This window comes from Pseudomonas sp. TMW 2.1634 (genome assembly GCF_001703595.1).
Classification (GTDB): Bacteria; Pseudomonadota; Gammaproteobacteria; order Pseudomonadales; family Pseudomonadaceae; genus Aquipseudomonas; species Aquipseudomonas fragi.
This window is the reverse complement of record NZ_CP016849.1, coordinates 4,813,046-4,837,533: the sequence shown is the minus strand read 5'-3', so window position 1 is coordinate 4,837,533 and position 24,488 is coordinate 4,813,046. Positions and strand designations below refer to the sequence as shown.

Genomic DNA, 24,488 nt, shown 5'->3' with positions numbered 1-24,488 from the left:
GTGACTACCTGACACGAACAAACCCCGAAGTCACACCGAACACTTCAACGCCTTGGACGGTGGACTGGCCTGTGGTCACGGCTCGACGCACAACCGGGGCGTCAAGCCCGTCGCGGTGCTCTACAAACAGCGTGTCACCGTCCTTGTCTATGGCCGCATGGGGGATGATGAAACTGCTGTCGTTGCTATAGGTCACAATCGTCATATGCACACTCATGCCCAACCTGACACTCTGGAGATCATTGTCTGAAGTTGAGGTCAGCGTGACGGTGATCGGAAACCTTGCTGCAGCACCGGCATTTTCATCCTGAATGGCAAGTTGACTGATGGCGCTTATAAAACCGCCTAATGGCTGACCCGAAAAACCATCACCGGAGATGATGACTGGCTGGTTCAGGGAGAACTTGCCCACATCGGCTTCCGAGACCTGGGCTACCACTTTGAGTCCTTCCATATTGGCCAGCTTGAGCACCTGCAAGCCCTGGGTAAAAGAAGCGCCCTGTTGCAGCACCCCGGCTTCTGCTCCCGTTGCCTGCGGCGTTCCCACAGAAAGAACAACACCAGAAAACGGCGCATAGAGCGTTTTCTTTTCCAGCAATTGGCTGAGTTGCTCGTGGATAACCGAAGCATTCATGTACTCCATATCTGCAATCGTGCGGGCCTCTCCAACACCAACAGCCAGCACATTTTTGAGTTCGGCCTGAGCGGCCACCAGCTCAAGTGATTGCAGGTAGCGTTGCTGCTCCAGGGTGTCGCGCTCGTTACGGGGGACGATGCCTTTTTGATACAACGCCTCAACGTTCGAATACTCCAACTCAAGATTTTGCATGCTCAACTCGGCAACCCTGAGCGCCTGCTTCGCTCGCCTCACATCAGGGCCTGTAGCCCAGCGGCGGTAAGACTCAACGTTCTGCTGCGCCTTCAACTTGTTAGCCAGTGCATCCCTGATCTTGATTTCAAGCAACGCAGGATCAAATGACAACAAGGCCTGTCCTTTCTCGACTTGCATGCCCGGAGTCAACTCGTTGGCCAGAACAGAACCTTCAAAAGGCGCATTGATAATGACGGCGTCCATTGGTTCTATTTTTCCCACCAGACCGATTTCATGCTCCAGCTTCTGGCGGGTGACAGACACCCACGAAGATTCGTCGTCAGGTGCCTTCGGCAGGCAAAACAACAACAGCGCGACAACCACCAGGCCAACGCCAACCAGATATTTCCATCGCCCCGAGCACGCGCCAATTGTTCGCAGACATGTGCTGCCCTTAAAAGTGTTCAAGGGAAATCTCCCAGTGTTCCAACATCACCCCCAGCAGCAGGTCCAGCTGAGACCTGGCGTCCAGATATGACATCTGCGCATTCAGGTTGGAATCTTCAGCCGCCCGCAAGTCCGCTTCAAAGCTGATAATTTGAAAATTGGTGGATCGCCCGGCATTCAGCTTTTCTGTTTCAATGGCCAGCTTTCGTTTAGACAGATCAATGACGCGCTGCGAAATTTCGAGCTGGCGCCACAAAGTGTCCAAACCTCGGATCGCGTCAGTGATTCGGGTTTTCAACTCAAGCAGCGCCTGTTCCTCAAGCATTTTTTGCTGCTCAAGCAGCGTTTGAGCATGAACCTCGCCTTGCTTGCTGCTGCGATCACCAATGGGGATCTCCAGCTTCAAACCCGTGTAGCTGTCCCATGCGCGGTTGGCACCCGTGCTGCCGTGCTGTTCATTCAACTGGTTGACACCGGCCTCCAGGGACAAGTCCCAGCGAGACTTGTCCTGGGCAAGCAACAGGTTCAGAGCGGCCTGTTCACTCTGCAACAACGTCGACAGGAACTGCGGTTGATTGGCTTGAGCCAGCCTTAACGCGGTGTCCTGATCGATTTCAAGCCTGACCACCTTCAGGCTGTCACTGGCACGGATCGGCGTAGACAGGTCAAGGGCCAGCAACTTGAGCAACAGCAATCGACTGGCCTGCTGCTGGTTTTTTGCTTCTTCTACTGCCAATTCCTGTGTCGCGATGTCAGCCTCAATCTGCACAGCATCAAATTTGGCGACGCGGCCTGACGCGATCAGCAACTCGTTGACCGCCAGCAGCGAAACGGCTCGTTTATGCGCATTCGTAGCAAGGACTACCTGGTTCTGGGACTTCATCAGGGCACGATAGGCCGAGACTATTTCGTACAGGGTTTCAGAGACGCTGGACTTCACGTTCAGTTTGTTGACTTGCTCAGTCAAATGGGCGAGCCGCAAGGGCACCGAAGTCACCTCTTTACCTGCCCCCCTGAGTAAAGGCTGAATGACCGTCAGCCCCAGCCCCTCGCTGTTCAGCTCGCCCGTTTTTTTAGTGGCACTGAACCGCTGGTTCCAACCGAGTTCAACGTTGGTTCCATACTCGCCCAACAGATTCACCGCAGGCGCAATACGGGTCGTGCGACTACGGTCGGCACTGCCCCTGGCCAGCCGGTGTTCACCACTGAGTTTCAATTTGGGATTGAACATGCCTTCAGTGACATACAGATCGAACTTCTCCCTTGCACGTTGGAGTTTGAGGCTTCTGATGGTGTAGTTGCGCCGCAAGCCCAGCGACACAGCTTCATTCAACGACATATCCATTGAATGCTGGCTCAACGACGCCCCCTGTGACTCTGTGCAGCGGGAGGCACTGCCTTGAACCTGGCTGACAGCCGCAACAGTGAGGTCTGAAATCAACACCGCATAACATGCGCCACTGACCAGTGCTGAGCATTTAATAAACACGCAGTGCCTCGACGGGGGTCAACCGAGAGGCGGCCAGGGCGGGCTTCAATCCTGACAAAACCCCTACCAGTAACGTACTGCCAACCCCCAAGGGGATGGACACCATCGACAACTCGAATGTCCATTGCGAGATCACGGCATAAAGCCAGGCCAGCACTATCCCCACGCACGCTCCCGACAGGGCACCCATTGCACTCAAGGCAAGTGCCTCAATCAGGAAAAGATTGCGTATATCCTGCCCGCGCGCACCAATGGCCATGCGCAAGCCTATTTCGTTGCGCCGTTCGCAGACGTTCATATACATAACATTCATGACTGCAACGCCAGCCCCAACCAGAGTAATGACGCCCAATGCCAGCAACAGATATTCAAACGTCTTGTTCTGTCGCGCCATCGCGTCGATCATTTGTTGCGGCACTGTCATTTCCACGCGGCGTGTTTTAAATGCGTGGCTCAAGCCTTCAAATACCCGGGAAGCGCCTTCGCTACTGTCAAGCGGGGGCAGAACACGCGCCAGTACCGTGCTGACATTGCTACTTTGAGCCACACGCGCCAGGGCCGCGAACGGCATAAATACCGAGTGATCGGTCAGGACGGGGCTGATCATCGACGCCTCGGCTGGCTGCATAACACCTGCAACCCTGAATAAATAAGTGTTGATTCTCACCCACTCACCCGGCTCAACCGCAATACCGCGATCACCCAGTGACGTGGCCACCGCGTGCCCCAACACGACAACATTTTCAGCAGTGTCCAAAGCATGCAAGAAGCGCCCACGCCTTATTGGCAACTTCAGGATTGAAGTGACCGCTGGTTCAACACCTACCGCCCGCGCATCAACCGGGTGATGATTGAAAGTCAATTTGACTGAAACTTGCGCAACCGGGGAAATCACCAGGCCGGGCAGGTTCAATGAACGTATTTTCTCGACCTCTGTCGATAACAAGGAATCTTCAACACCCCGATCGTTGTTCAGACTCGCAACAAGGGTATCGACGCCCATGTCATGAAATATCCGGGTGGCCTCTTGCCCGGCGTTAAAACCGATATTAAGGATGGCGACAATCGAGGCACTGCCAATGACAATTCCCAGCAACGCCAACACCGTGCGCTTGCCCAATGTCCGAAAAGTGTCAATCGCATCCCCCACCACTTGTCTTGACCCTGCCAGACGCATCACGCTTGCAGTTCCTCAACGAGGCCGTTATGCACTACAAACTGGCGCTGCATTCTCTGAGCAACACTCATGTCGTGGGTCACAATCAATAACGTCACGCCCTGCTCTTTCTGAATCGACAACAACAGGTCCAGGATGTCGCCTGACGACTGGCTATCCAGGCTTCCTGTCGGCTCATCCGCCAAAATCAGCAAAGGCTGCCCTACCAGAGCACGGGCAATGGCCACTCGTTGTTTTTGCCCACCAGACAGCTCGGCGGGTTTATAACTGGCGCGGTGGGCCATCCCAACACGCTGCAGCTCGGACATGGCGCGTTTCAGAGAGCATGCGCGATCGAGGCCACGGTAACGAAGCGGCAAGGCAACGTTTTCAATAACATTCAAGCGCGGTATCAAATTGAAATGCTGAAAGACAAAACCCATTGTCATTTTTCGAAGTGTTGCCAGTTCATCACTCCGGGCTTTCGCAACCGGGCGCCCCATAAACACATATTCCCCGGCATCGGCAAAATCCAGCAGGCCGATAATATTCAGCAGTGTGCTTTTACCTGAGCCTGACTGACCGATAATGGCGCAGCTTTGCCCTGCGCCAACTTCAAAGGTCACCCCGGCGATAATGGAATGGGGCTGACCTTCATGACGGTAATATTTGCTGACGCCTTTCAGTGAGACACAGATCAAATCGTGCACGAAGCCATTAACTCCCACCTTGTTGCAGCACACTCTTTCTTGCTGGCAACAGTCCAGCAAGAAAGAGCCCGCCAGCAAAACAACATTACCTTATGCTCAAGACAATCTATTCAAAACCCCAGTCTTTCAGCCCAGCACTTTGGGTCTGCACCCGACTTGTCAAAAACAAACTCATATGACGTTTCCGCCTTGGCGTTGTCGATGCCCATATTGGTGCGACTCAGCCCAGGTTCGTGCCATTGGCCGTCCTGGATCTTGTTGTTTGTGGAATACACCATGTCCTTACGGTCGAACTTGGGGGCTCTGCCCGCATTCAGGACAACATGCTCCTGATGTTTAGTTGGCCGATACTCAATAAATTGAATTCGGCGGGCATATTGGATCACCGGGAAATTTTAAATAATGCAGGGTTATCCCCTCAGACTATGTAGGAAATGACTACGCACTCCACTTGCCACACAACAAATCACAAACAAAAAAAACCCCGCGCTTCTTTCGAAGGCGGGGTTTTTTCGGGTCTGGCTAAATCAATGCGCGTAAGTCAGCAACAACTCGGCAGGCGCTTTGAAATCCAGGGACATCATGACGCTCAGGGCGGTGATGGTGAAGATCGAGAACACGAACAGCTTGCGTGCCCAGACCTTGTCGTCGACGGCCTTGTAGCCCGTCCACGCCATGTACAGCCAGTACATGCCCATCGCAGCTGCCACGGCCATGTAGCTCATGCCGGCGTAACCGCCGAGGGTGAGCATCAGGGTCGCGATCAGGAACGCGAGGATGTAGAGCAGGATGTGCTTCTTGGCAACCTTGATCCCGCGCTTCACCGGCAACACCGGAATCGATGCAGCCAGGTAATCGTTGAAGCGGAAGATCGCAATGGCGTAGGAATGCGGCATCTGCCACAGGCTGAACATCACCAGCAAGGTCAAAGCGGCCATGTCAAAGCTGTTGCTCACAGCTACATAGCCGATGACCGGCGGCATCGCACCCGACAGACTGCCAATCAGCGTGCCGTGAACCGACTTGCGCTTGAAGTACAGGCTGTACAGACCGACGTAGATCACGAAGCCGATCGCGGCGAACAGCGCCGCCAGCGGGTTGGCTACGCGATACAGCAGGTAAAGGCCGGCGCCCCCCAGCAAGGTGGCGTAAACCAGTGCCACCTTGAGGGAGATCAGGCCTTGAACCAGTACGCGGTTCTTGGTGCGGTCCATCTTGATGTCAATGTCGCGGTCGATGCAGTTGTTGAACACACAACCGGACGCTACCACCAGGGAGGTGCCGATTACCGCGGCCAGGAAGAGGGCAAGATCGAAATGCCCCTTCGAGGCCAGGAAGAACCCGCCTGCCACAGAAAGCACGTTACCGAAAATGATCCCCGGTTTGGTGATTTGGATAAAGTGCTTGAAGGACATCGGGTCTTACCTCACTTCGCCATCATTTCAGTGTGGATGCTGAACATGATCCACAGGGACAAGCCCACCAGCAGCACAATTACCAGCGCAGCAAATACCAGCGCGGTGACGTTGTTGCGTTGTGCAGGCGAGCGGTCCAGGTGCAGGAAGTACACCAGGTGAACAACCACTTGCACTACGGCGAACAACAGCACGATCGCCAGGGTGGTGAATTTGGGCAGCGATGGGTACATCACCAGCCCGAACGGAATAACGGTCAGGATCACCGACAGGATGAAGCCGATCGCGTAGGACTTCACGCTGCCGTGGTTGGCGCCGTCGGAATGTGCGTTAGCCATTACAAAGTCCCCATCAGGTAAACAACGGTGAATACGCAGATCCAGACCACGTCCAGGAAGTGCCAGAACAGGCTCAGGCAGCTCAGGCGGGTCTTGTTGGTCGAGGTCAGGCCGTTTTTCTGCACCTGGTACATCATGATCGCCATCCAGATCAGACCGCTGGTCACGTGCAGACCGTGGGTACCGACCAGGGTGAAGAAGCCAGACAGGAAGCCCGAACGGCTAGGGCCGTAGCCCTCGGAGATCAACAGGTGGAACTCGTTGATTTCCATGGCGATGAAGCCTGCACCAAGCAGGAACGTCATGCCCAGCCAGAACAGCACCTGCTGTTTCTTGCCCTTGAACAACGCCAGCATGGCGAAGCCGTAGGTGATCGAACTGAACAGCAACAGGGCGGTTTCACCCAGTACATACGGCAGTTCGAAGATGTCGTGGCCCGACGGGCCACCTGCAACGTTGTTCACCAATACCGCGTATACCGCGAAGATCGACGCAAACAAGATGCAGTCGGTCATCAGGTAGAGCCAGAAACCGAATACGGTAGTCTCGCCCGAGTCGTGGTGATGGTCGTCGTGCCCATGGTCATGACCATGAGCGTGTCCAGCAGTGGTCGCTAAGTTCGACATGGTTTAAGCCTGTTCCAACTTGGTTTCAACACGAGTAGCCGGGATTGCTTTGGCGGCTACCAGACGCTTGTGCTGCTCGGCCTCGATGCGCTCGATAGTCTCTACCGGCACCATGTAGCCCTGGTCGTCACGTGCAGCGTGAGCCACGAAGACCACGACGGTGCCAACCAGACCAACGATGGCCAGCCACCAGATGTGCCAGATCATTGCAAAACCGAAGACGGTCAGCAGTGCACCCATGTACACACCCGTTGCCGTGTTGTTCGGCATGTGGATCGGCTCGTACTTGGCCGGAGCCTGGTACGCAGTACCGTTTTCCTTGGCTTCGGTGAACGGGTCGATACCGTCGACTTTTGGCAGTACAGCAAAGTTGTAGAACGGTGGTGGCGACGAAGTCGACCATTCCAGCGTGTGTGCATTCCAAGGATCGCCGAATTCGCAGGCGTTCTCTGGCTTGTTGCGGTCACGGACGCTGACATACAGCTGGATCAGCTGGCTGGCAATACCGCAAGCGATCAGGACTGCACCGAACAGGGCAACGTACAGGTAAGGCACCCACTCAGGGTTGGTGCTGGCGTTCAGACGACGGGTCATGCCCATGAAGCCCAGTGCATAGAGCGGCATGAAGGCGATGAAGAAGCCGACGATCCAGAACCAGAACGCGCGCTTGCCCCAGGTTTCGTTCAACTTGAAGCCGAACGCTTTAGGGAAGTAGAAGCTGAAGCCTGCGATGTAACCGAATACTGCGCCGCCGATGATCACGTTATGGAAGTGAGCAATAACGAACAGGCTGTTGTGCAGTACGAAGTCAGCACCCGGAATGGCCAGCAGTACGCCAGTCATGCCGCCGATGGCGAAGGTCACCATAAAGCCCAGGGTCCACAGCACCTGGCTGGTGAAACGCAGACGGCCCTGGTAGATGGTGAACAGCCAGTTGAACAGCTTCACACCCGTCGGGATGGAAATCAGCATCGTCGCCAGACCGAAGAAGGCGTTGACGCTTGCACCCGAACCCATGGTGAAGAAGTGGTGCAGCCAAACCATGAAGCCCAGCACCGAGATCGCGCCGGAGGCGTAGACCATCGAGTGGTGACCGAACAGACGCTTGCCGGTGAACGTGGAGATCACTTCGGAGAAGATACCGAACGCCGGCAGAATGAGGATGTAAACCTCAGGGTGACCCCACGCCCAGAACAGGTTGACGTACATCATTGGATTGCCACCAAGTTCATTGGTGAAAATGTGGAAATCCATGTAACGGTCAAGTGTCAGCAGCGCCAGGGTAGCGGTCAGGATCGGGAACGAAGCCACGATCAGGACGTTTGCCCAGGTGCAGGTCCAGGTGAAGATCGGCATGTCCATCAGCTTCATGCCAGGGGCACGCATCTTCAGAACAGTCGCCAGGAAGTTAACCCCGGTTAACGTCGTACCTAACCCCGATAGCTGTAGAGCCCAGATGTAGTAATCCATCCCCACGCCCGGACTGTACTGCAAGCCCGACAGCGGCGGATAAGCAACCCAACCGGTCTTGGCGAACTCGCCGACGCCCAGCGACAGGTTGACCAGCACAACGCCGGACACCAGCAGCCAGAAGCTCAGGGAGTTGAGGAACGGGTAGGCCACGTCACGGGCGCCGATCTGCAGCGGCACTGCAAGGTTCATCAGGCCGGTGAAGAATGGCATCGCCATGAAGATGATCATGATCACACCGTGAGCGGTGAAGATCTGGTCATAGTGTTCAGGTGGCAGGTAGCCAGGCGAACCCTCGGTGGCCATCGCCAACTGGGTACGCATCATGATTGCGTCGGCAAAACCGCGCAGCAGCATGATCATGGCGACGATGATGTACATCACGCCGATTTTCTTGTGGTCGACTGACGTTAGCCATTCGGTCCACAAGTAGGTCCACTTCTTGAAGTAGGTGATTGCTGCAAACAGTGCCAGACCACCCAGCGCGATCATGGCGATGGTCACCATTACGATCGGCTCGTGGAACGGGACCGCTTCCCAACTTAATTTACCAAACATCGTTTACTCCTCTGCCCCGGCAGCTGAATGCTCACTCGTGTCCGCCACGTCGTTCCCGGCCACTTCTTTCTTCTCGTGCTTCACCGGTTTGCCTGGTGTCATACCTTCGTACTTGTCGACGATTTTCTGAAACAGGTTCGGTGTGTACGAGGAGAACAGCTCAACGGGATTGTTCTGACTGGATACGGACAAGGCGGCATAAGCAGCTTCATCAAGCTGTTTAGGTGACGCTTTGACTTCACTTACCCAGGCATCGAAGTCAGCCTGAGAAGTCGCGATCGCTTTGAATTTCATGCCAGTGAAACCGGCACCGCTGTAGTTGGCAGAGATGCCTTCCATTTCAGCGTTGCGGTTGGCAATCAGGTGCAGCTTGGTCGTCATGCCGGCCATGGCGTAGATCTGACCGCCCAGGCCTGGAATGAAGAACGAGTTCATGACCGTGTCAGAGGTGATCCGGAAATTGACCGGGGTGTTGGCCGGGAACACGATCTTGTTGACGGTGGCGATACCCTGTTCCGGGTAGATGAACATCCACTTCCAGTCCATTGCCACCACTTCGATGGTAATCGGCTTGACGTCAGACTCGAGCGGACGATACGGGTCCAGCGCGTGGGTCGACTTGTAGGTGATCACGCCCAGGGCGATGATGATCAGAATTGGCACAGTCCAGATCACGACTTCGATCTTGGTGGAGTGCGACCACTTTGGTGTGTAGGTAGCGCTGGTGTTCGACGCGCGATATTTCCACGCAAATACCAGGGTCATAATGATGACCGGCACCACGACCAGAAGCATCAGCAGTGTTGCAGTGATGATCAGATTCCGCTCTTCGATCCCGACCTGCCCCACCGGATCGAGCAATGTCATGTTGCAACCTCCCAGCAACAACGTGCCGAAAAGTGGCAATAAGCCAAGGAGTCTGGGGTACCTTTTTTTAGTCATCTCACGACCTCTAAAACAGCTTGCACAATGCAGTTGGTTTTTTTCGCCAACACTTCGCCCTGCCAAGGGTTGGCTCTTTTCCGGAATTGAATGAAAGCCTGCTCTATCACCATCAGGCGAACGGGCAAATTCCGGGTTAGCAGTGATTTCTTATTCGATACGTGGTCAATGGCCTTGTCACAGACCAATTCCATTTGGTGCGGAACTTAGAAGGGTTGCCAGTACCTGGGAGTCGCATGGGACGCCTGTATTGAACAACCCAGTCGGCCTTCAACTTCCCGCTTGGGCTCAGGGATGAGCAGGCTGGACGTTCAGTGCGGGCGATTGTAGTTAGGTAGCTCTCTATAAACCACGTCTCATTCGGAAATAATTCTTCTCGGCCACGGTAACAATCCCCACCTATTATTACGCCCCGCGTTGAAACGCCCCTCAAAATCAGGGTTGTAGCACGCCACACCCCATCAATCCGAACGCCCCTTTTTAGCGCATCCCGCCTCCCCCCGATCCCGCTTAAACGCCCAAATAAAAAGGGCTTGAGCCAATTTGCATGGAGTCTCTCCAGGCACTTTTCAACCCCTCCCCCAGCGTCAAAACACCTCAGGCATGTTACACAAAGTCATACCTTTAAAAGACCGCTTGTCAGACGAAGGCACGGCCTGCGACACGCTATCCGTGACAATATGTCGCAGTGCCGCACACCCATTTTCGACGTTCGGCTCACACCCTCTTTACATTTATGCACGGGCAAAAAAACGCCCCGCGCATCCAGAAGAAGAACGAGGCCGCCTGAACACAATTTAGCCGTTGCTCAGCTCGATTTGCTCCGGTTGCGATAGATGCCCAGCGGCACCAGCACGGCGGTCAGCACAAAGGCCACCAGCGCCCACTGCGCCAGCGACAGGCCGAGTACCGGCGGGTAGGGCGTTGAGCAAAAGCCGTCGACCTGAAACCCCAAAGGGAAGATCGCCGCCAGCGGCAGGCCGTCGACAATCGGCTGCAGGGCATCAAGACCGCAGCTTACTGCCGGATTGGCGAGGATATACACGTGACGCCCGGCAGCAATGATGCCGCCAATGGCGCTCAGCACCACCAGCACTTCACATACCGTAAGGCTGCGCCGGCTCGGCATGGCCGCACCGATAAAAGCAAAAATGGCGATCAGCAACAGGGCATAGCGTTGCAGGATACACAGCGGGCACGGTGCTTCACCGAGCACGATCTGCATATAGAGTGCACCGCCAATCAGCGCCAGGCAGATCAGCCCCAGCAGGACCAGGAAGCGCTTCTCCCGACCCAGTTGCAACATGTCATTGGTCATCCCGCGTCCCTTAGCCTGTTTATGTGTAAGGCGTACAGTTTACACCCAGACCCCGGGTCTGGATGTATCTGAACGTTGCAGGAAAAGTGTCGCAGAGGGATTAATGGGGGATTAAACGATGCAACAACTTCGGCCATGCACCACCTGTGGGAGCCGGGCTTGCCCGCGATGGCATCGACATGGCCTGCCTGACAGGCCGCGTGGTCTGCATCGCGAGCAAGCCCGCTCCCACCTATCCCCGCGAATAAGCCTTAGTTCAGCTCGGCCGCCGGGCCAAAGAACTCGTAGCGGCTTTGCTGCTCCGGCACGCCCAGGGCTTTGAGGTGACGCTTGACCGCGCCCATAAAGCCTTTTGGCCCCAGGAAGTAGGCATCCAGGTCACGCTCTTGCGGCAACCATTGCGCCAGCACGTCCTCGGTTAAAAGGCCTACATGATTTGCAGATTCGCCCTGCTCGTCGTAGCAGTAAAAACGCTGCAGTTGCGGGTGCTGGGCAGCCAGTTCATCGACCCAGGTGCGGAAGGCATGCACATCGGCATTACGGGCACAGTGGATAAAATGGATCGGGCGCTTGGTCGCCAGCGCCGCTTCAAGCATCGCCAGCGTCGGGGTAATACCCACGCCACCGCTGATCAGCACCAGCGGTTTGTCGCTGTCTGTCAGGGTGAACTCGCCTGCAGGCGGGAACAGCTCCAGGGTGTCGCCCACATTCAAACGGTCATGCAGGAAGTTTGACACCACCCCACCTTTCTCGCGCTTGACGCTGATCCGGTAGCGCCCCACCTGGGCCAATGCGGACAAGGAGTAGTTGCGGCGCACTTCTTCACCATCGATCATCATTTTCAGGCCGATATACTGGCCCGGGGCGAAATCGAGAATCGGCTGCTGGTCGACCGGACGGAAGTAAAACGAGGTGATCTCTGCGCTTTCCTGAATTTTGGCAGCCAGTTTGAACTCACGCCCGCCACGCCAGCCGCCCGGCGCTGCGGCTTTTTCGTCGTAGATGGCCGCCTCGGCACCGATCAGGATATCGGCCAGCTGGTTATAGGCCGCGCCCCACGCACTGAGCACTTGCGGGGTGGCGATGTCGCTGCCCAGCACTTCCTCGATGGCCCGCAACAGGCAGCTGCCGACAATCGGGTAGTGCTCAGGGAGGATTTGCAATGCAACATGCTTGTTGATGATCCGGGCTACCAGGTCGCCCAACTGGTCGAGCTGATCGATATGCCGCGCATACATCAGCACACCGGTGGCCAGTGCGCGCGGCTGGTCGCCGCTGGCCTGGTTGGCCGGGTTGAACAAAGAGCGCACTTGCGGGTATTCCGAGAGCATCATGCGATAGAAGTGTGTGATCAGCCCTTCACCGCCGCTTTCCAGCAGTGGCACGGTGGATTTGACGATGGCACGATCCTGAGCAGTAAGCATAAGGGTGACTCCTGAGCACGTAGACTTTAACAATTACCCTTTACTTATCAGTTTCCGTGCCAACAATTTAACCCTTTAAAAACAAGCACTTAAATAATACATAGTCATTATGACTCATGCTGACATATAGTCCTAAAGACTACACGAGGTCAAAATGACTGCAAAACTGCTGCTCACCACCCTGCTGCCGCTGGTGGACGATCTGTCCCGCGACCTGCCCGAGAGCGAGCGCTATCGGCGCCTGCTGCATGCCTTGCGCACCCTGTTGCCATGTGACGCCGCAGCCCTGCTGCGACTGGACGGCGAATGGCTGGTGCCCCTGGCCGTCGACGGCTTGAGCCTGGATACTCTGGGGCGACGTTTCAAAGTCAGCGAGCACCCGCGCTTTCAGGCGTTGCTCGCCAGCCCCGGGCCAACCCGTTTCCCCAGCAACTGCGAGCTGCCTGACCCCTATGATGGCCTGGTCGACGGGCTGGCCGAGCATCTGGAAGTCCACGACTGCATGGGCTGCCCGCTGTTTGTCGATGAACGCCCCTGGGGCCTGCTGACCCTCGACGCACTGGACTCCAAACGCTTCGAACCGGTCTCGCTGGATGACCTGCAGGCCTTTGCCAGTCTGGCTGCGGCCACGGTCAATGTGGCCCAGCGGATCGAGCGACTGGCGTTGCGGGTTGAGGATGAACGACAAAAAGCCGAACTCTATCGACAGGCCAACGATTCGCCCAACAAGGAGCTGATTGGCCAGAGCAAGGTGCATAAACGCCTGCTTGAAGAAATTGCTCTGGTGGGCGGCAGTGACCTGACGGTCTTGATTACCGGCGAAACCGGGGTCGGCAAGGAGCTGGTGGCCCAGGCCATTCATGCCGCCTCGCCACGCGCGGACAAACCGCTGATCAGCCTCAACTGCGCGGCCCTGCCCGACACCTTGGTGGAGAGCGAGCTGTTCGGCCATGTGCGCGGCGCCTTTACCGGCGCCACCCAGGATCGACGCGGCAAGTTCGAGTTGGCCAATGGCGGTACGCTGTTTCTCGACGAGGTGGGCGAGCTGTCGCTGACCGTGCAGGCCAAGTTGCTGCGGGTGCTGCAAAGCGGGCAGTTACAGCGCTTGGGCTCGGACCAGGAACACCGGGTTGATGTGCGCCTGATCGCGGCCACCAACCGCGACCTGGCCGAAGAAGTGCGCAGCGGCCGTTACCGGGCCGACTTTTATCATCGCTTAAGCGTATACCCGCTCAGGGTGCCGGCCTTGCGTGAACGCGGCCGGGATGTGCTGTTGTTGAGCGGTTTTTTCCTGGAACAGAACCGCTCGCGTATGGGGCTGGGCAGCTTGCGCCTGAGCCCAGACGCCCAGGCGGCGCTGGTGCAGTATTCGTGGCCGGGCAATGTTCGCGAGCTGGAGCACCTGATTGGCCGCAGCGCCCTTAAAGCGCTGGGCAATTGCAGTACGCGGCCACGTATTTTGACCCTGACGGCGGCGGATCTGGACTTGCCGACCTCCAGCCCCGGCACGGCGGTGATCGAGCCCCAGAGCGTGCCGCAGGCCGTGGGCGACTTGCGCCAGGCCACCGAAAACTACCAGCGCCAATTGATCAGCGCCTGCCTCGAACGCCATCAGCACAACTGGGCCAGTGCGGCACGGGAGCTGGGGCTGGACCGGGCGAATCTGGGCAGAATGGCCAAGCGGCTGGGCCTGAAGTAAGCCCGCTCCCACAAATTAAAGCCCCTCCCATTCACGCCGATAACCCTGTATCGCTCCCATCACAGAAGATTTATATGTCATCGAACAATGCCCGCGCAGACTCACTGTCCCTTCTGCTCTTCACTCTGCGCAGCGGCAAGTTGTTGGCGATCAACCTGCTCAAGGTCAGCGAAATCATTCCCTGCCCGCCACTGACCAAAATGCCCGAGTCCCATCCCAACGTGAAAGGCATCGCAGTGTTGCGCGGCGCATCACTGTCGGTGATCGACCTGAGCCGCGCCATCGGCGAGCAGCCGCTGCTCGACCCCGATGGCGGCTGCCTGATCGTCACCGATGTCAGCCGTTCCAAACAGGGGCTGCATGTGCAGGCCGTGAGCAAAATCGTGCATTGCCTGAGCACCGACATTCGCCCGCCACCCTACGGCTCCGGCAAGCGCTCCTACATCACCGGCGTGACCCAGGTCGACGGCGTACTGGTGCAGGTGCTGGATATCGAAAAGGTGATCCACGGGATCGCCCCGGCAAAAGTTGAAAGCACTGGCGAAACCCTCAGCAAGGAAGAGTCAAAGCTGCTGGCCAATGCCCGCATTCTGGTGGTGGATGACAGCCAGGTAGCGCTGCAACAGTCGGTAATTACCCTGCGCAATCTGGGCCTGCACTGCCACACCGCACGCAGCGCCAAGGAAGCCATCGAGCGTTTGCTGGAGCTGCAAGGCACGCCGGATCAGATCAACGTGCTGGTATCGGATATCGAAATGTCCGAAATGGACGGCTACGCCTTTACCCGTACCGTGCGCGACACCCCGGACTTCGCCCATCTGTATGTGCTCTTGCACACCTCGCTCAACAGCGCGATGAACAGCGAAAAAGCGCGTCTGGCCGGGGCCAATGCGGTGCTGACCAAGTTCTCTTCGCCGGAGCTGACTCAGTGCCTGATCCTGGCCGCGCGCACGGTGGCCGAGCAAGGTTTCTGAGCACGATGAGCGAATACTGTCTGTTGCTGCGCAAGGACCTGCGCAAGCCATTGCCCGCCGCGCAGTGGCCAGAGGGCTTTAGCCTGGTGACACTTAGCGAGGCGTTAATGCAACCCGTGCATGCCCTGCTGTGCCAGGGTTACGCAGACGGCCGGGGCAGCGTCGAACCTTTGCACAGCTGGCAACACGACCTGCTGCATGACGCCGAGTACGACCCGCAGCTGTGTTTTGTCATCCTGCATAAAGGCCAGGTGATCGCGGTGGCTCAAGCCTGGACCAGCGCTTACCTCAAGGATCTGGTGGTACACCCGCATCATCAGGGCCAGGGACTGGGCAGCGCGCTACTGCGCCATGTGTTCGACGTGTTCCGCCAGCGCCATGAAGCCTGCGTCGACCTCAAGGTCATGGAGCACAATCACAGGGCCCGGCGCCTGTATGAGCAGCACGGCATGGCCCTGATCCGCCGCGAGGAGCTTTAGCGCCGGGTCTGCCAGAACTCCTGCGCCAGCGAGCGCAGGCTTGCAGCCAGGTCGGCCACATCCCCCGAATGGCGCTGGCTTTGCTGGCCGGCATCCACCGTCACCTCGCAGGCACTGCGAATCCCGGCGATATTGCGGTTGATGTCTTCGCTGACCACACTTTGTTCCTCGACCGCGGCGGCGATCTGAACGCTCATCTCGGTAATTTTCTGCACTTGCAGGCTGATCCCGTCCAGCGCACAACTGGCCATCTGCGTTTGGTTAACGCTGTTTTGCGCATACTCACTGCTTTGCTGCATCACCTGCACCGCCGCCTGCGCGCCTTCTTGCAGGGCACTGATCATGGCCTGGATTTCACAGGTCGATTGCTGCGTACGCTGGGCCAGGCCGCGCACTTCATCGGCCACAACGGCAAAGCCACGGCCCTGATCGCCCGCCCGTGCCGCCTCGATGGCAGCGTTGAGCGCCAGCAGATTGGTTTGCTCGGCAATACTGCGGATCACCTCCAGCACCGAGGAAATATCGCTGCTGTGGCTTTGCAGGTGATGCACCACCTCGGTGGCCCGTTCCAGCTCCGATGCCAGGTGCTGCACCGTGCTGCGGCTTTGCATCACCAGTTGGTGGCCTTCACGGGTTTCGATCTGCACCTGGTCGGCGGTTTGCGACGCCTGCTGGGCATGGGTTGCAACTTGCGCCACGCTGGCCGCCATTTCGTTGATGGCAGTGGCCACCTGGTCGGTCTCCAGTTGCTGGCTCAAGGTGCTGGCGTGGCTGCTTTGCAGGTGCTGAACCAGCTCGCCGGCGTGCCCGGCCAACCGCTGCGAGGCATCGCCGATACGCCCCACCACCGCGCCGACCTGCGCCTGCAGCATGTGCAGGGCAAACTCGATCTGGCCGAACTCATCACGGCGCCCGGTATAAATCTGCTGGCTCAAGGGGTTGTCGCCCACGTCTTTGGCGCGACGGGTCAAGGCATGCAAAGGCCGCAACATCCAGGCGATGGCGGCCGAACTCAACAGACTGCCCAGCAACCAGATCACCAGCCCGGCCCGGACGTCGACGCTGGCCAGCAACAGCGTGCCCACGGCGGTGACGGCGCCAAAGACGGCACTCACAAACAACGCCAGCTTGCCCCCCAGCCCCAGGCGCACCCCCACCGGCAGCAGCGGCTTGCGCCCGGCACGCAGGGCGGCGTAATGCGCCTCGGCAACCACGACCCGCTCGGGCGCAGGCTGGGTGCGCACGGATTGGTACTCGACGGTCTCGCCGTTTTGCATGACCGGCGTGACATAGGCGCTGACCCAGTAATGGTCGCCGTTTTTACAGCGGTTTTTCACCATGCCCATCCACGAACGCCCGGCCTTGAGGGTCTGCCACATATGGCTGAAGGCGGCGGCGGGCATGTCGGGGTGGCGCAGCAGATTGTGCGGGGAGCCCAGCAACTCGCTCAGCTCGTAGCCGCTGACCTGGATAAAGTCAGGGTTGGCGTAGGTGATGGTACTGTCGAGATCGGTGGTGGAGAGGATATTGGCGTCGGGGGCAAAATCAACGGATCGGCCGGTAATCGGTAGATTGATTTTCATGTCAGGCGCGCTCGGATTGTTAGGGAAGAGTCGGCAGGGTCGTCGACTCTAAGCGCACCTATTAAGCAAATACTGATCTGGCGCATGACTAAATGAGTTAATCAGGCCTGAACAAACACTAATGGCATATTGCCACTTTTTGGGGCATAAAATCAGCGTTTGCCCATGGTTTTACGGGTGCCATGAGGGGGAGCGTTCGGGGTTTTATCGTGACCGCCGAGGCCGCTTTTCTGGTAATACGCCTTGCCCTGGGACTTGGCCTTGGCAAACTCGGAAGGCTTGAACGGGAAGGTGAACGCAGGAATTACCGGTTTTTCCGGGGTATCGAGGTTCTCGGCGCTCACGTCATCAGGAGCGGTCGTTTGTGTAGGAGAAGTCATGAAAGCTCCGAAATACGGGAATTAAACAGGCCAAGTGGCGCAATGCCGCGCAGTATACCTGCGCGCCCTGTATGCGTTGCACTCGCTGGTCGTAAAAAATCACCCAACATTGCCCCACACCTTGTGGGAGCGAGCCCATTTCTGCGCCAGCTGTCAGTAATGTCAGTTAGCCGTCACTGTACTGACCGGGTTCACAGGCTATAACCCTTATATAAGCCCTTACTCCACGCACATGGCGTTTATCCCGCATGCCCAATAACACCAAAAAAATCTTGCTGGGCACGCTGGTGATTGCCCTGATCGGTACGGGTATCTTGTGGTTGAACCGACCTGCTCCCGAAAAATCAGGGGCAGGTGCCCCCATACCGGTACGGGTTGCCCATGTGCAGCAACAGGATGTACCGCGCTATATCAACGGGATTGGCGCCGTCCTGTCGCTGCACAGCGTAGTTATCCGCCCGCAAATCGACGGCATCCTCACTGATATTCGGGTCAAGGAAGGCCAGACGGTCAACGCGGGCGATCTGCTGGCGACACTCGATGACCGCTCGATCAAGGCCAGCCTCGATCAGGCCAGGGCCCAGCTGGGGCAGAATCAGGCACAACTGCAAGTGGCACTGGTCGACCTCAAGCGCTACCAGTTGTTAAGCGTGGACAATGGCGTGTCCAGGCAAACCCTCGATCAGCAACAAGCCCTGGTCAATCAGCTCAAGGCTTCGGCACAGGGTGACCAGGCAACCATTGCGGCCGCGCAGGTGCAGTTGTCCTATACGCAAATACAGTCTCCGGTCAGCGGGCGCGTGGGCATTCGTGCGGTGGATGCAGGCAATTTCCTGCGGGTCAGCGATGCCCAGGGGCTGTTTTCCGTGACCCAGATTGATCCCATTGCCGTGGAGTTCTCCCTGCCCCAGCAGCAATTGCCCCTGCTCCACGAACTGCTTGCGGCCAAGGAGCCGGCCCGGGTCAAGGCCTTTATCGGCAATGCCGACAACAGCGGTACACCTCTGGGCGAGGGCCGCCTGAGCCTGATCGACAATCAGGTCGCAGCGACCACCGGCACCATCAAGGCCAAAGCGCAGTTCGACAACCCCACGCAAAGCCTGTGGCCTGGCCAACTGGTCAATGTCGAGGTCCAGACCGGCCTGCAGCGCGACGCGCTGGTGGTGCCACCGCAGGTGGTGCAGCGCGGGCTGGATAATTACTTCGTCTACCGGATCAACGGCGACAAGGTCGAAACCGTCCCGGTGCAGTTGACGTTTCAGGACACCGAACTGAGCATCATCACCGGGGTGAACCCCGGCGATGCGCTGGTCAGCGATGGCCAGTCGCGGCTCAAGCCCGGCGCGCGGGTTGAAGTGCTGAGCGAGCCTGCTGCCGCCCGGGTGCAGCCATGACCCGTAGCCGCTCGCTGTCCGCCTGGTGTGTCGATCACCCGGTGGCCACCGTACTGCTGACCTTCGCCCTGGTGCTGGTGGGCTTGATTGCCTTCCCCCAGTTGCCCGTGGCGCCCTTGCCCGAAGCGGAATTCCCGACCATTCAGGTCTCGGCGCAACTGCCCGGCGCCAGCCCGGACACTATGGCCTCATCGGTGGCCACACCGCTGGAGGTGCAATTCAGCGCCATCCCCGGCATGACCCAGATGACCTCCAGCAGCGCACTGGGCTCGACCACCCTGACCCTGCAATTCACCCTCAACAAAAGCATCGATACCGCCGCCCAGGAAGTACAGGCGGCGATCAACACCGCGTCCGGCAAACTGCCCAAGGACATGCCCACCCTGCCCACCTGGAAGAAGGTCAACCCGGCCGACAGCCCGGTGCTGATCCTCAGCATCAGCTCACTGCAAATGCCCGGCACCGAGCTGAGCGATTACGTTGAAACCCTGCTGGCCCGGCAAATCAGCCAGATCGACGGCGTAGGCCTGATCAATATCACCGGCCAGCAGCGCCCGGCAATCCGCGTGCAGGCCTCGGCCGACAAACTGGCCGCCATCGGCCTGACCCTCTCCGATATCCGCCTGGCCATCCAGCAAACCAGCCTCAACCTGGCCAAGGGCGCGCTGTATGGCCCGTCGAGCATTTCCACACTTTCGACCAACGACCAGTTGTTCGACGCGGATGAATACGGCCAGTTGATCGTCTCGTACAAGGACGGCGCCCCCGTGCAGTTGCGCGACGTGGCGCGAGTCATCAACGGCTCCGAGAACGACTATGTACAGGCCTGGTCGGGCCATCAGCCGGGGCTCAACCTGGTGATTTCGCGCCAGCCGGGGGCCAATATCGTCGACACCGTGGACCGTATCCAGGCCGCCCTGCCCGGCCTGCAGGCCATGCTTCCGGCCTCGGTCGAGGTCACGGTGCTGAGCGACCGCACCAAGACCATCCGCGCCTCCCTGCATGAGGTGGAGGTCACCCTGCTGATCGCCGTACTGTTGGTGATTGCGGTGATGGCGCTGTTTTTGCGCCAGTGGTCAGCCACCCTGATCGTGTCGGCAGTGCTCGGTGTATCGCTGATCGCCAGCTTCGCGCTGATGTATGTGCTGGGCTTTAGCCTCAATAACCTGACGCTGGTGGCGATTGTGGTGGCCGTGGGGTTTGTGGTCGACGATGCCATTGTGGTGGTGGAGAACATCCACCGCCACCTGGAGGCTGGCGAAAGCATGCGCGATGCAGCGATCAAGGGCGCCAGCGAGATCGGCTTTACCGTGGTGTCCATCAGCTTCTCGCTGGTGGCGGCATTTATCCCGCTGCTGTTTATGGGCGGGGTGGTCGGGCGGCTGTTCAAGGAATTTGCCCTGACCGCGACCTCGACCATCATGATTTCGGTGCTGGTGTCACTGACCCTCGCGCCGACCCTGGCCGCGCTGTTTATGCGCTCACCGGTACACCAGCCCGATGCCAAACCGGGCTTTGGCGAGCGTCTGCTGGCCCTGTATGACAAGGGCCTGAAGCGGGCCCTGGCGCACCAGCGGCTGATGCTGGGGATTTTCGCCGTGACCCTGGGCATGGCGATTGCCGGTTATGTGCTGATCCCCAAGGGCTTCTTCCCGGTGCAGGACACCGGTTTTGTGCTTGGCACCACTGAGGCGGCATCCGACATTTCATTCCCGGACATGACGCAAAAACATCTGGCGCTGGCCGAGATCATCGGCAACGACCCGGCCGTGCAGGCGTTCTCCCATGCCGTGGGCGTGACCGGCAGTAACCAGACCATCGCCAACGGCCGCTTCTGGATTGCCCTCAAGGACCGTGGCGAGCGCGATGTGTCGGCCAGCGAGTTTATCGACCGCATCCGCCCGCAACTGGCCAAGGTGCCGGGGATCGTGCTGTACCTGCGCGCGGGCCAGGACATCAACCTCAGCTCCGGCCCCAGCCGCAGCCAGTACCAATATGTGCTCAAGAGCAACGACGGGCCGACGCTCACCACCTGGACCCAGCGCCTGACCGAAAAACTGCGCGCCAACCCGGCCTTCCGCGACCTCTCCAACGACCTGCAACTGGGCGGCAGCATCACCCATATCAGCATCGACCGTAATGCTGCAGCCCGCTTTGGTCTTACGGCCACCGATGTCGACGAGGCGCTGTACGACGCCTTCGGCCAGCGTCAGGTCAATGAGTTCCAGACCGAGACCAACCAGTACAACGTGATCCTGGAAGTCGACGCACAGCAGCGCGGCAAAGCCGAAAGCCTCAATTACTTCTACCTGCGCTCGCCGCTGACCGGGGATATGGTGCCGTTGTCGGCCGTGGCCAAGGTCGATGCGCCCATCAGCGGGCCGTTGTCCATCAGCCATGACGGCATGTTCCCGGCCGCCAACCTGTCGTTCAACCTCGCGCCCGGCGTGGCCCTGGGTGATGCGGTGCTGATGCTCAATCAGGCGAAAAACGACATCGGCATGCCGAGCACCATCAGCGGCAATTTCCAGGGCGCGGCCCAGGCCTTTCAAAGTTCGCTGGCCAGCCAGCCCTGGTTGATCCTCGCGGCGCTGGTGGCGGTGTACATCATTCTCGGTGTGCTGTACGAGAGCTTCGTGCATCCGCTGACGATCATCTCCACCCTGCCATCGGCCGGGCTCGGCGCGCTGCTGATGCTGTGGATATGTGGCCAGGACTTTTCGATCATGGCGCTGATCGGGCTGGTATTGCTGATCGGCATCGTCAAGAAAAACGGCATCCTGATGATCGACTTTGCCCTCGATGCCCAGCGCAGCCGTGGCCTGAGCCCCGAAGACGCCATCTATCAGGCGTGCCTTACGCGGTTTCGGCCGATCATCATGACCACCCTGGCGGCCCTGCTTGGCGCCCTGCCGCTGATGCTCGGCTACGGCACCGGCGCCGAACTGCGCCAGCCCCTGGGGATTGCCGTGGTCGGCGGGCTGCTGGTGAGCCAGGCGCTGACGCTGTTTACCACGCCGGTCATATACTTGTGGCTTGAGCGACTGTTCCATCGTTCCAAACCCGTCAGCTTGCTGGCGAACGATCACTGAGGCGGGTTATGCGCGTTCTGATTATTGAAGATGAAGAAAAAACCGCCGACTACCTGCACCGCGGGTTGACCGAGCAAGGCTATACGGTGGATGTGGCCCGCGATGGCATCGAGGGGCTGCACCTGGCGATGGAAAGTGATTACGCGGTGATCGTGCTCGATGTCATGCTCCCGGGGCTCGACGGCTTTGGCGTGCTGCGGGCCTTGCGCGCGCGCAAGCAAACCCCGGTGATCATGCTCACCGCCCGCGAGCGGGTCGAAGACCGCATACGCGGATTGCGTGACGGTGCCGATGACTATCTGGGCAAACCGTTTTCGTTTCTCGAACTGGTCGCCCGCCTGCAAGCCCTGACCCGTCGCAGCGGCGGCCACGAGCCGGTGCAGGTGAGCGTCGACGACCTGTGGATAGATTTGATCAGCCGCAAGGCTACCCGCGCCGGCGCCCGCCTGGACCTGACGGCCAAGGAGTTTTCATTGCTCAGCGTACTGGCGCGGCGTCAGGGCGAGATCCTGTCCAAGACCGCCATTGCCGAGATGGTCTGGGACATCAACTTCGACAGTGACGCCAACGTGGTCGAAGTGGCGATCAAGCGCTTGCGCGCCAAACTCGACGGGCCATTCGAGCACAAGCTGCTGCACACCATTCGCGGCATGGGCTATGTGCTGGAGCGGCGCAGTGTTTAAGCGACTCACGGCCTTGAACTCCATCGCCCTGCGTTTGAGTGCGATGTTCGCCCTGGTGGCGTTGCTGGTGTTTGTATTGATCGGCGGGGCGCTGTACCAGCAGGTCGACAAAAGCATCGGCCGCTTGCCTGAAGCAGAACTGGATGCGCGCTATAGCGTGCTGGAGTCGTCGCTCAATCGCTACGGCAACCCCGAGCACTGGGCCAAGATAAGCAGCAAGCTCAAGCTGCTCAGCGAGGAAGACAAACGCATCCGCTTTTGGGCCATTGGCAGCGACCCGGCCTATGAATACGGCAACCCCGACGCCGCGGTGCGCGCATTCGCCCAGGGCCCGCCGGGCGTGCGGGACTTGCGCCTGCCCGGCGAGGCTTACCCGTTCAAGGTGCTGAGCAGCGAAATACCCGCCAAGGAACAGCGCCCGGCCCTGCGCTTTCTGATTGCCATCGACACCCAGACCTTTCGCCAGACCCAGCATCACCTACTGATTGCGCTGGTCAGCCTGGCGAGCATCGGCGTGCTGCTGGCCTCCTTGCTCGGCTATTGGGTGGCGCGCATCGGTCTCAAGCCACTGGTCAAGCTGTCTGAGGCCGCGCAAAAACTGGCACCGCCGCACTTGTCCGGGCGCTTGCACCTGGCGCCCCTGGCGCCGGAGCTGGACCAACTGGTCAGCGCCTTCAACTCGACCCTGGACCGCGTGGAGCAGGCCTGGACCCGGCTGGAGTCGTTCAATGCCGACGTGGCCCATGAACTGCGCTCACCGCTGACCAACCTGATTGGCCAGACCCAGGTGGCGCTGACCCGAGGGCGTTCGGCCGAGCATTACTTTGAGGTGCTGCAATCCAACCTTGAAGAGCTGGAACGGCTGCGCAATATCATCAACGACATGCTGTTCCTGGCGAGCGCCGACCAGGGCAGCAAGGCCAGCAAACTGACCAGCGCGTCGCTGGCTGACGAAGTGGCGACGACCCTGGAATACCTGGAGTTCATTCTTGAGGATGCGCGGGTGGAAGTACGGGTCAGCGGCAATGCCCGGGTCAATATCGAGAAGGCCCACCTGCGTCGGGCGCTGATCAACCTGCTGAACAATGCCGTACAGCACACCGAAGCCGGACAAGTGATCGAGATCTTGATCGAGCAAAACGCCGGACAAGCCATGATCAGCATCAGCAATCCGGGCCAGCCGATTGCCGAAGAGCATTTGCCGCATTTGTTCGAGCGTTTCTATCGTGTAGACGCCGCCCGCCACAACAGCGGCGCCAACCACGGGCTGGGGTTGGCCATCGTCAAGGCGATTGCACAGATGCATGCAGGTGAGGTGTTTGTGCACAGCGGTGGCGGGCGCAATACGTTCGGGTTGTATTTGCCCGTTTGACCTGTCGCCCTGTAGCAGCTGCCGAGGAACGAAGGCTGCGTTCGGCGGCGAAGCCGTCGTAAAGTCAGATTCCACGTTTTTCCTGAAAAAACCGTGCATTCAGGATTTACGAGCGCTTCGCACTCGAA

At 58.7% G+C, this 24,488-nt stretch carries 20 protein-coding genes; 7 read left to right on the top strand and 13 right to left on the bottom strand.

What is annotated here, in order from left to right; all coding sequences use genetic code 11:
- Window positions 1-4 precede the first annotated feature (4 nt).
- The 11 genes from BFC21_RS22990 to hmpA all read right to left on the bottom strand — a co-directional run bounded on the left by BFC21_RS22990 (window position 5) and on the right by hmpA (window position 12,704).
- Window positions 5-1,279 (bottom strand): efflux RND transporter periplasmic adaptor subunit, encoded by a 1,275-nt coding sequence (locus BFC21_RS22990; RefSeq protein ID WP_232462695.1) that lies wholly within the window; start codon window positions 1,277-1,279, stop codon window positions 5-7.
- Entirely contained in the window at window positions 1,266-2,603 is a 1,338-nt protein-coding gene (locus tag BFC21_RS22985) for a TolC family protein (RefSeq protein ID WP_088379026.1), read from the bottom strand. Before BFC21_RS22985 ends, BFC21_RS22990 begins: the two co-directional genes overlap by 14 nt.
- A 133-nt stretch (window positions 2,604-2,736) precedes the next feature.
- Window positions 2,737-3,924, bottom strand: coding sequence for an ABC transporter permease (locus tag BFC21_RS22980; protein WP_088379025.1), 1,188 nt, complete (start codon window positions 3,922-3,924; stop codon window positions 2,737-2,739).
- Window positions 3,924-4,613, bottom strand: a complete 690-nt coding sequence (locus tag BFC21_RS22975; RefSeq protein WP_162939369.1) for an ABC transporter ATP-binding protein — start codon at window positions 4,611-4,613, stop codon at window positions 3,924-3,926. The genes BFC21_RS22980 and BFC21_RS22975 overlap by 1 nt, the downstream gene beginning before the upstream one ends.
- 527 nt (window positions 4,614-5,140) lie before the next feature.
- Window positions 5,141-6,028: a heme o synthase gene (cyoE, locus tag BFC21_RS22970; protein WP_016779557.1), complete on the bottom strand. Its 888-nt coding sequence runs from the start codon at window positions 6,026-6,028 to the stop codon at window positions 5,141-5,143.
- Window positions 6,029-6,039: 11 nt separating this feature from the next.
- Window positions 6,040-6,366, bottom strand: a complete 327-nt coding sequence (gene cyoD, locus BFC21_RS22965; RefSeq protein WP_016779556.1) for a cytochrome o ubiquinol oxidase subunit IV — start codon at window positions 6,364-6,366, stop codon at window positions 6,040-6,042.
- Complete coding sequence (locus BFC21_RS22960) at window positions 6,366-6,992, bottom strand: cytochrome o ubiquinol oxidase subunit III (RefSeq protein WP_029611250.1); 627 nt, start codon at window positions 6,990-6,992, stop codon at window positions 6,366-6,368. The genes cyoD and BFC21_RS22960 overlap by 1 nt, the downstream gene beginning before the upstream one ends.
- A 3-nt stretch (window positions 6,993-6,995) precedes the next feature.
- Window positions 6,996-9,020, bottom strand: coding sequence for a cytochrome o ubiquinol oxidase subunit I (gene cyoB / locus BFC21_RS22955; protein WP_095005034.1), 2,025 nt, complete (start codon window positions 9,018-9,020; stop codon window positions 6,996-6,998).
- 3 nt (window positions 9,021-9,023) lie between these two features.
- Window positions 9,024-9,962, bottom strand: coding sequence for a ubiquinol oxidase subunit II (gene cyoA / locus BFC21_RS22950; RefSeq protein ID WP_029611249.1), 939 nt, complete (start codon window positions 9,960-9,962; stop codon window positions 9,024-9,026).
- A gap of 808 nt (window positions 9,963-10,770) precedes the next feature.
- Window positions 10,771-11,280, bottom strand: a complete 510-nt coding sequence (locus tag BFC21_RS22940) for a disulfide bond formation protein B (protein ID WP_016779551.1) — start codon at window positions 11,278-11,280, stop codon at window positions 10,771-10,773.
- 251 nt (window positions 11,281-11,531) lie between these two features.
- A complete protein-coding gene (gene hmpA / locus BFC21_RS22935; protein ID WP_088379022.1) occupies window positions 11,532-12,704 on the bottom strand; it encodes an NO-inducible flavohemoprotein in 1,173 nt (390 codons plus the stop codon).
- A gap of 154 nt (window positions 12,705-12,858) precedes the next feature.
- On the opposite strand from hmpA, the gene norR reads away from it, so the two are divergent.
- The 3 genes from norR (at window position 12,859) to BFC21_RS22920 (ending at window position 15,856) form a co-directional block, all read left to right on the top strand.
- A complete protein-coding gene (gene norR / locus BFC21_RS22930) occupies window positions 12,859-14,403 on the top strand; it encodes a nitric oxide reductase transcriptional regulator NorR (RefSeq protein WP_088379021.1) in 1,545 nt (514 codons plus the stop codon).
- Window positions 14,404-14,477: 74 nt separating this feature from the next.
- On the top strand, window positions 14,478-15,377 hold the full coding sequence (locus BFC21_RS22925; RefSeq protein WP_029611248.1) for a chemotaxis protein: 900 nt from the start codon (window positions 14,478-14,480) through the stop codon (window positions 15,375-15,377).
- Between the two features lie 5 nt (window positions 15,378-15,382).
- Window positions 15,383-15,856 carry a GNAT family N-acetyltransferase gene (locus BFC21_RS22920; protein WP_088379020.1) on the top strand — a complete coding sequence of 158 codons (474 nt, stop codon included), beginning with the start codon at window positions 15,383-15,385 and terminating at the stop codon, window positions 15,854-15,856.
- Here the strand turns inward: BFC21_RS22920 and BFC21_RS22915 are convergent.
- Window positions 15,853-17,439, bottom strand: a complete 1,587-nt coding sequence (locus tag BFC21_RS22915) for a PAS domain-containing methyl-accepting chemotaxis protein (RefSeq protein ID WP_088379019.1) — start codon at window positions 17,437-17,439, stop codon at window positions 15,853-15,855. The two genes, BFC21_RS22920 and BFC21_RS22915, sit on opposite strands and share 4 nt — an antisense overlap.
- A 152-nt stretch (window positions 17,440-17,591) precedes the next feature.
- Entirely contained in the window at window positions 17,592-17,819 is a 228-nt protein-coding gene (locus BFC21_RS22910) for a hypothetical protein (protein WP_088379018.1), read from the bottom strand.
- 248 nt (window positions 17,820-18,067) lie between these two features.
- Between BFC21_RS22910 and BFC21_RS22905 the strand changes: the two genes are divergently transcribed.
- The 4 genes from BFC21_RS22905 to BFC21_RS22890 are packed head-to-tail and all read left to right on the top strand — an operon-like array spanning window position 18,068 to window position 24,360.
- Window positions 18,068-19,213 carry an efflux RND transporter periplasmic adaptor subunit gene (locus tag BFC21_RS22905; RefSeq protein WP_120266511.1) on the top strand — a complete coding sequence of 382 codons (1,146 nt, stop codon included), beginning with the start codon at window positions 18,068-18,070 and terminating at the stop codon, window positions 19,211-19,213.
- A complete protein-coding gene (locus BFC21_RS22900; RefSeq protein ID WP_120266510.1) occupies window positions 19,210-22,305 on the top strand; it encodes a multidrug efflux RND transporter permease subunit in 3,096 nt (1,031 codons plus the stop codon). The genes BFC21_RS22905 and BFC21_RS22900 overlap by 4 nt, the downstream gene beginning before the upstream one ends.
- 8 nt (window positions 22,306-22,313) lie before the next feature.
- Window positions 22,314-22,988: a heavy metal response regulator transcription factor gene (locus tag BFC21_RS22895; RefSeq protein WP_088379015.1), complete on the top strand. Its 675-nt coding sequence runs from the start codon at window positions 22,314-22,316 to the stop codon at window positions 22,986-22,988.
- Complete coding sequence (locus BFC21_RS22890) at window positions 22,963-24,360, top strand: heavy metal sensor histidine kinase (protein WP_120266509.1); 1,398 nt, start codon at window positions 22,963-22,965, stop codon at window positions 24,358-24,360. The genes BFC21_RS22895 and BFC21_RS22890 overlap by 26 nt, the downstream gene beginning before the upstream one ends.
- Window positions 24,361-24,488 lie beyond the last annotated feature (128 nt).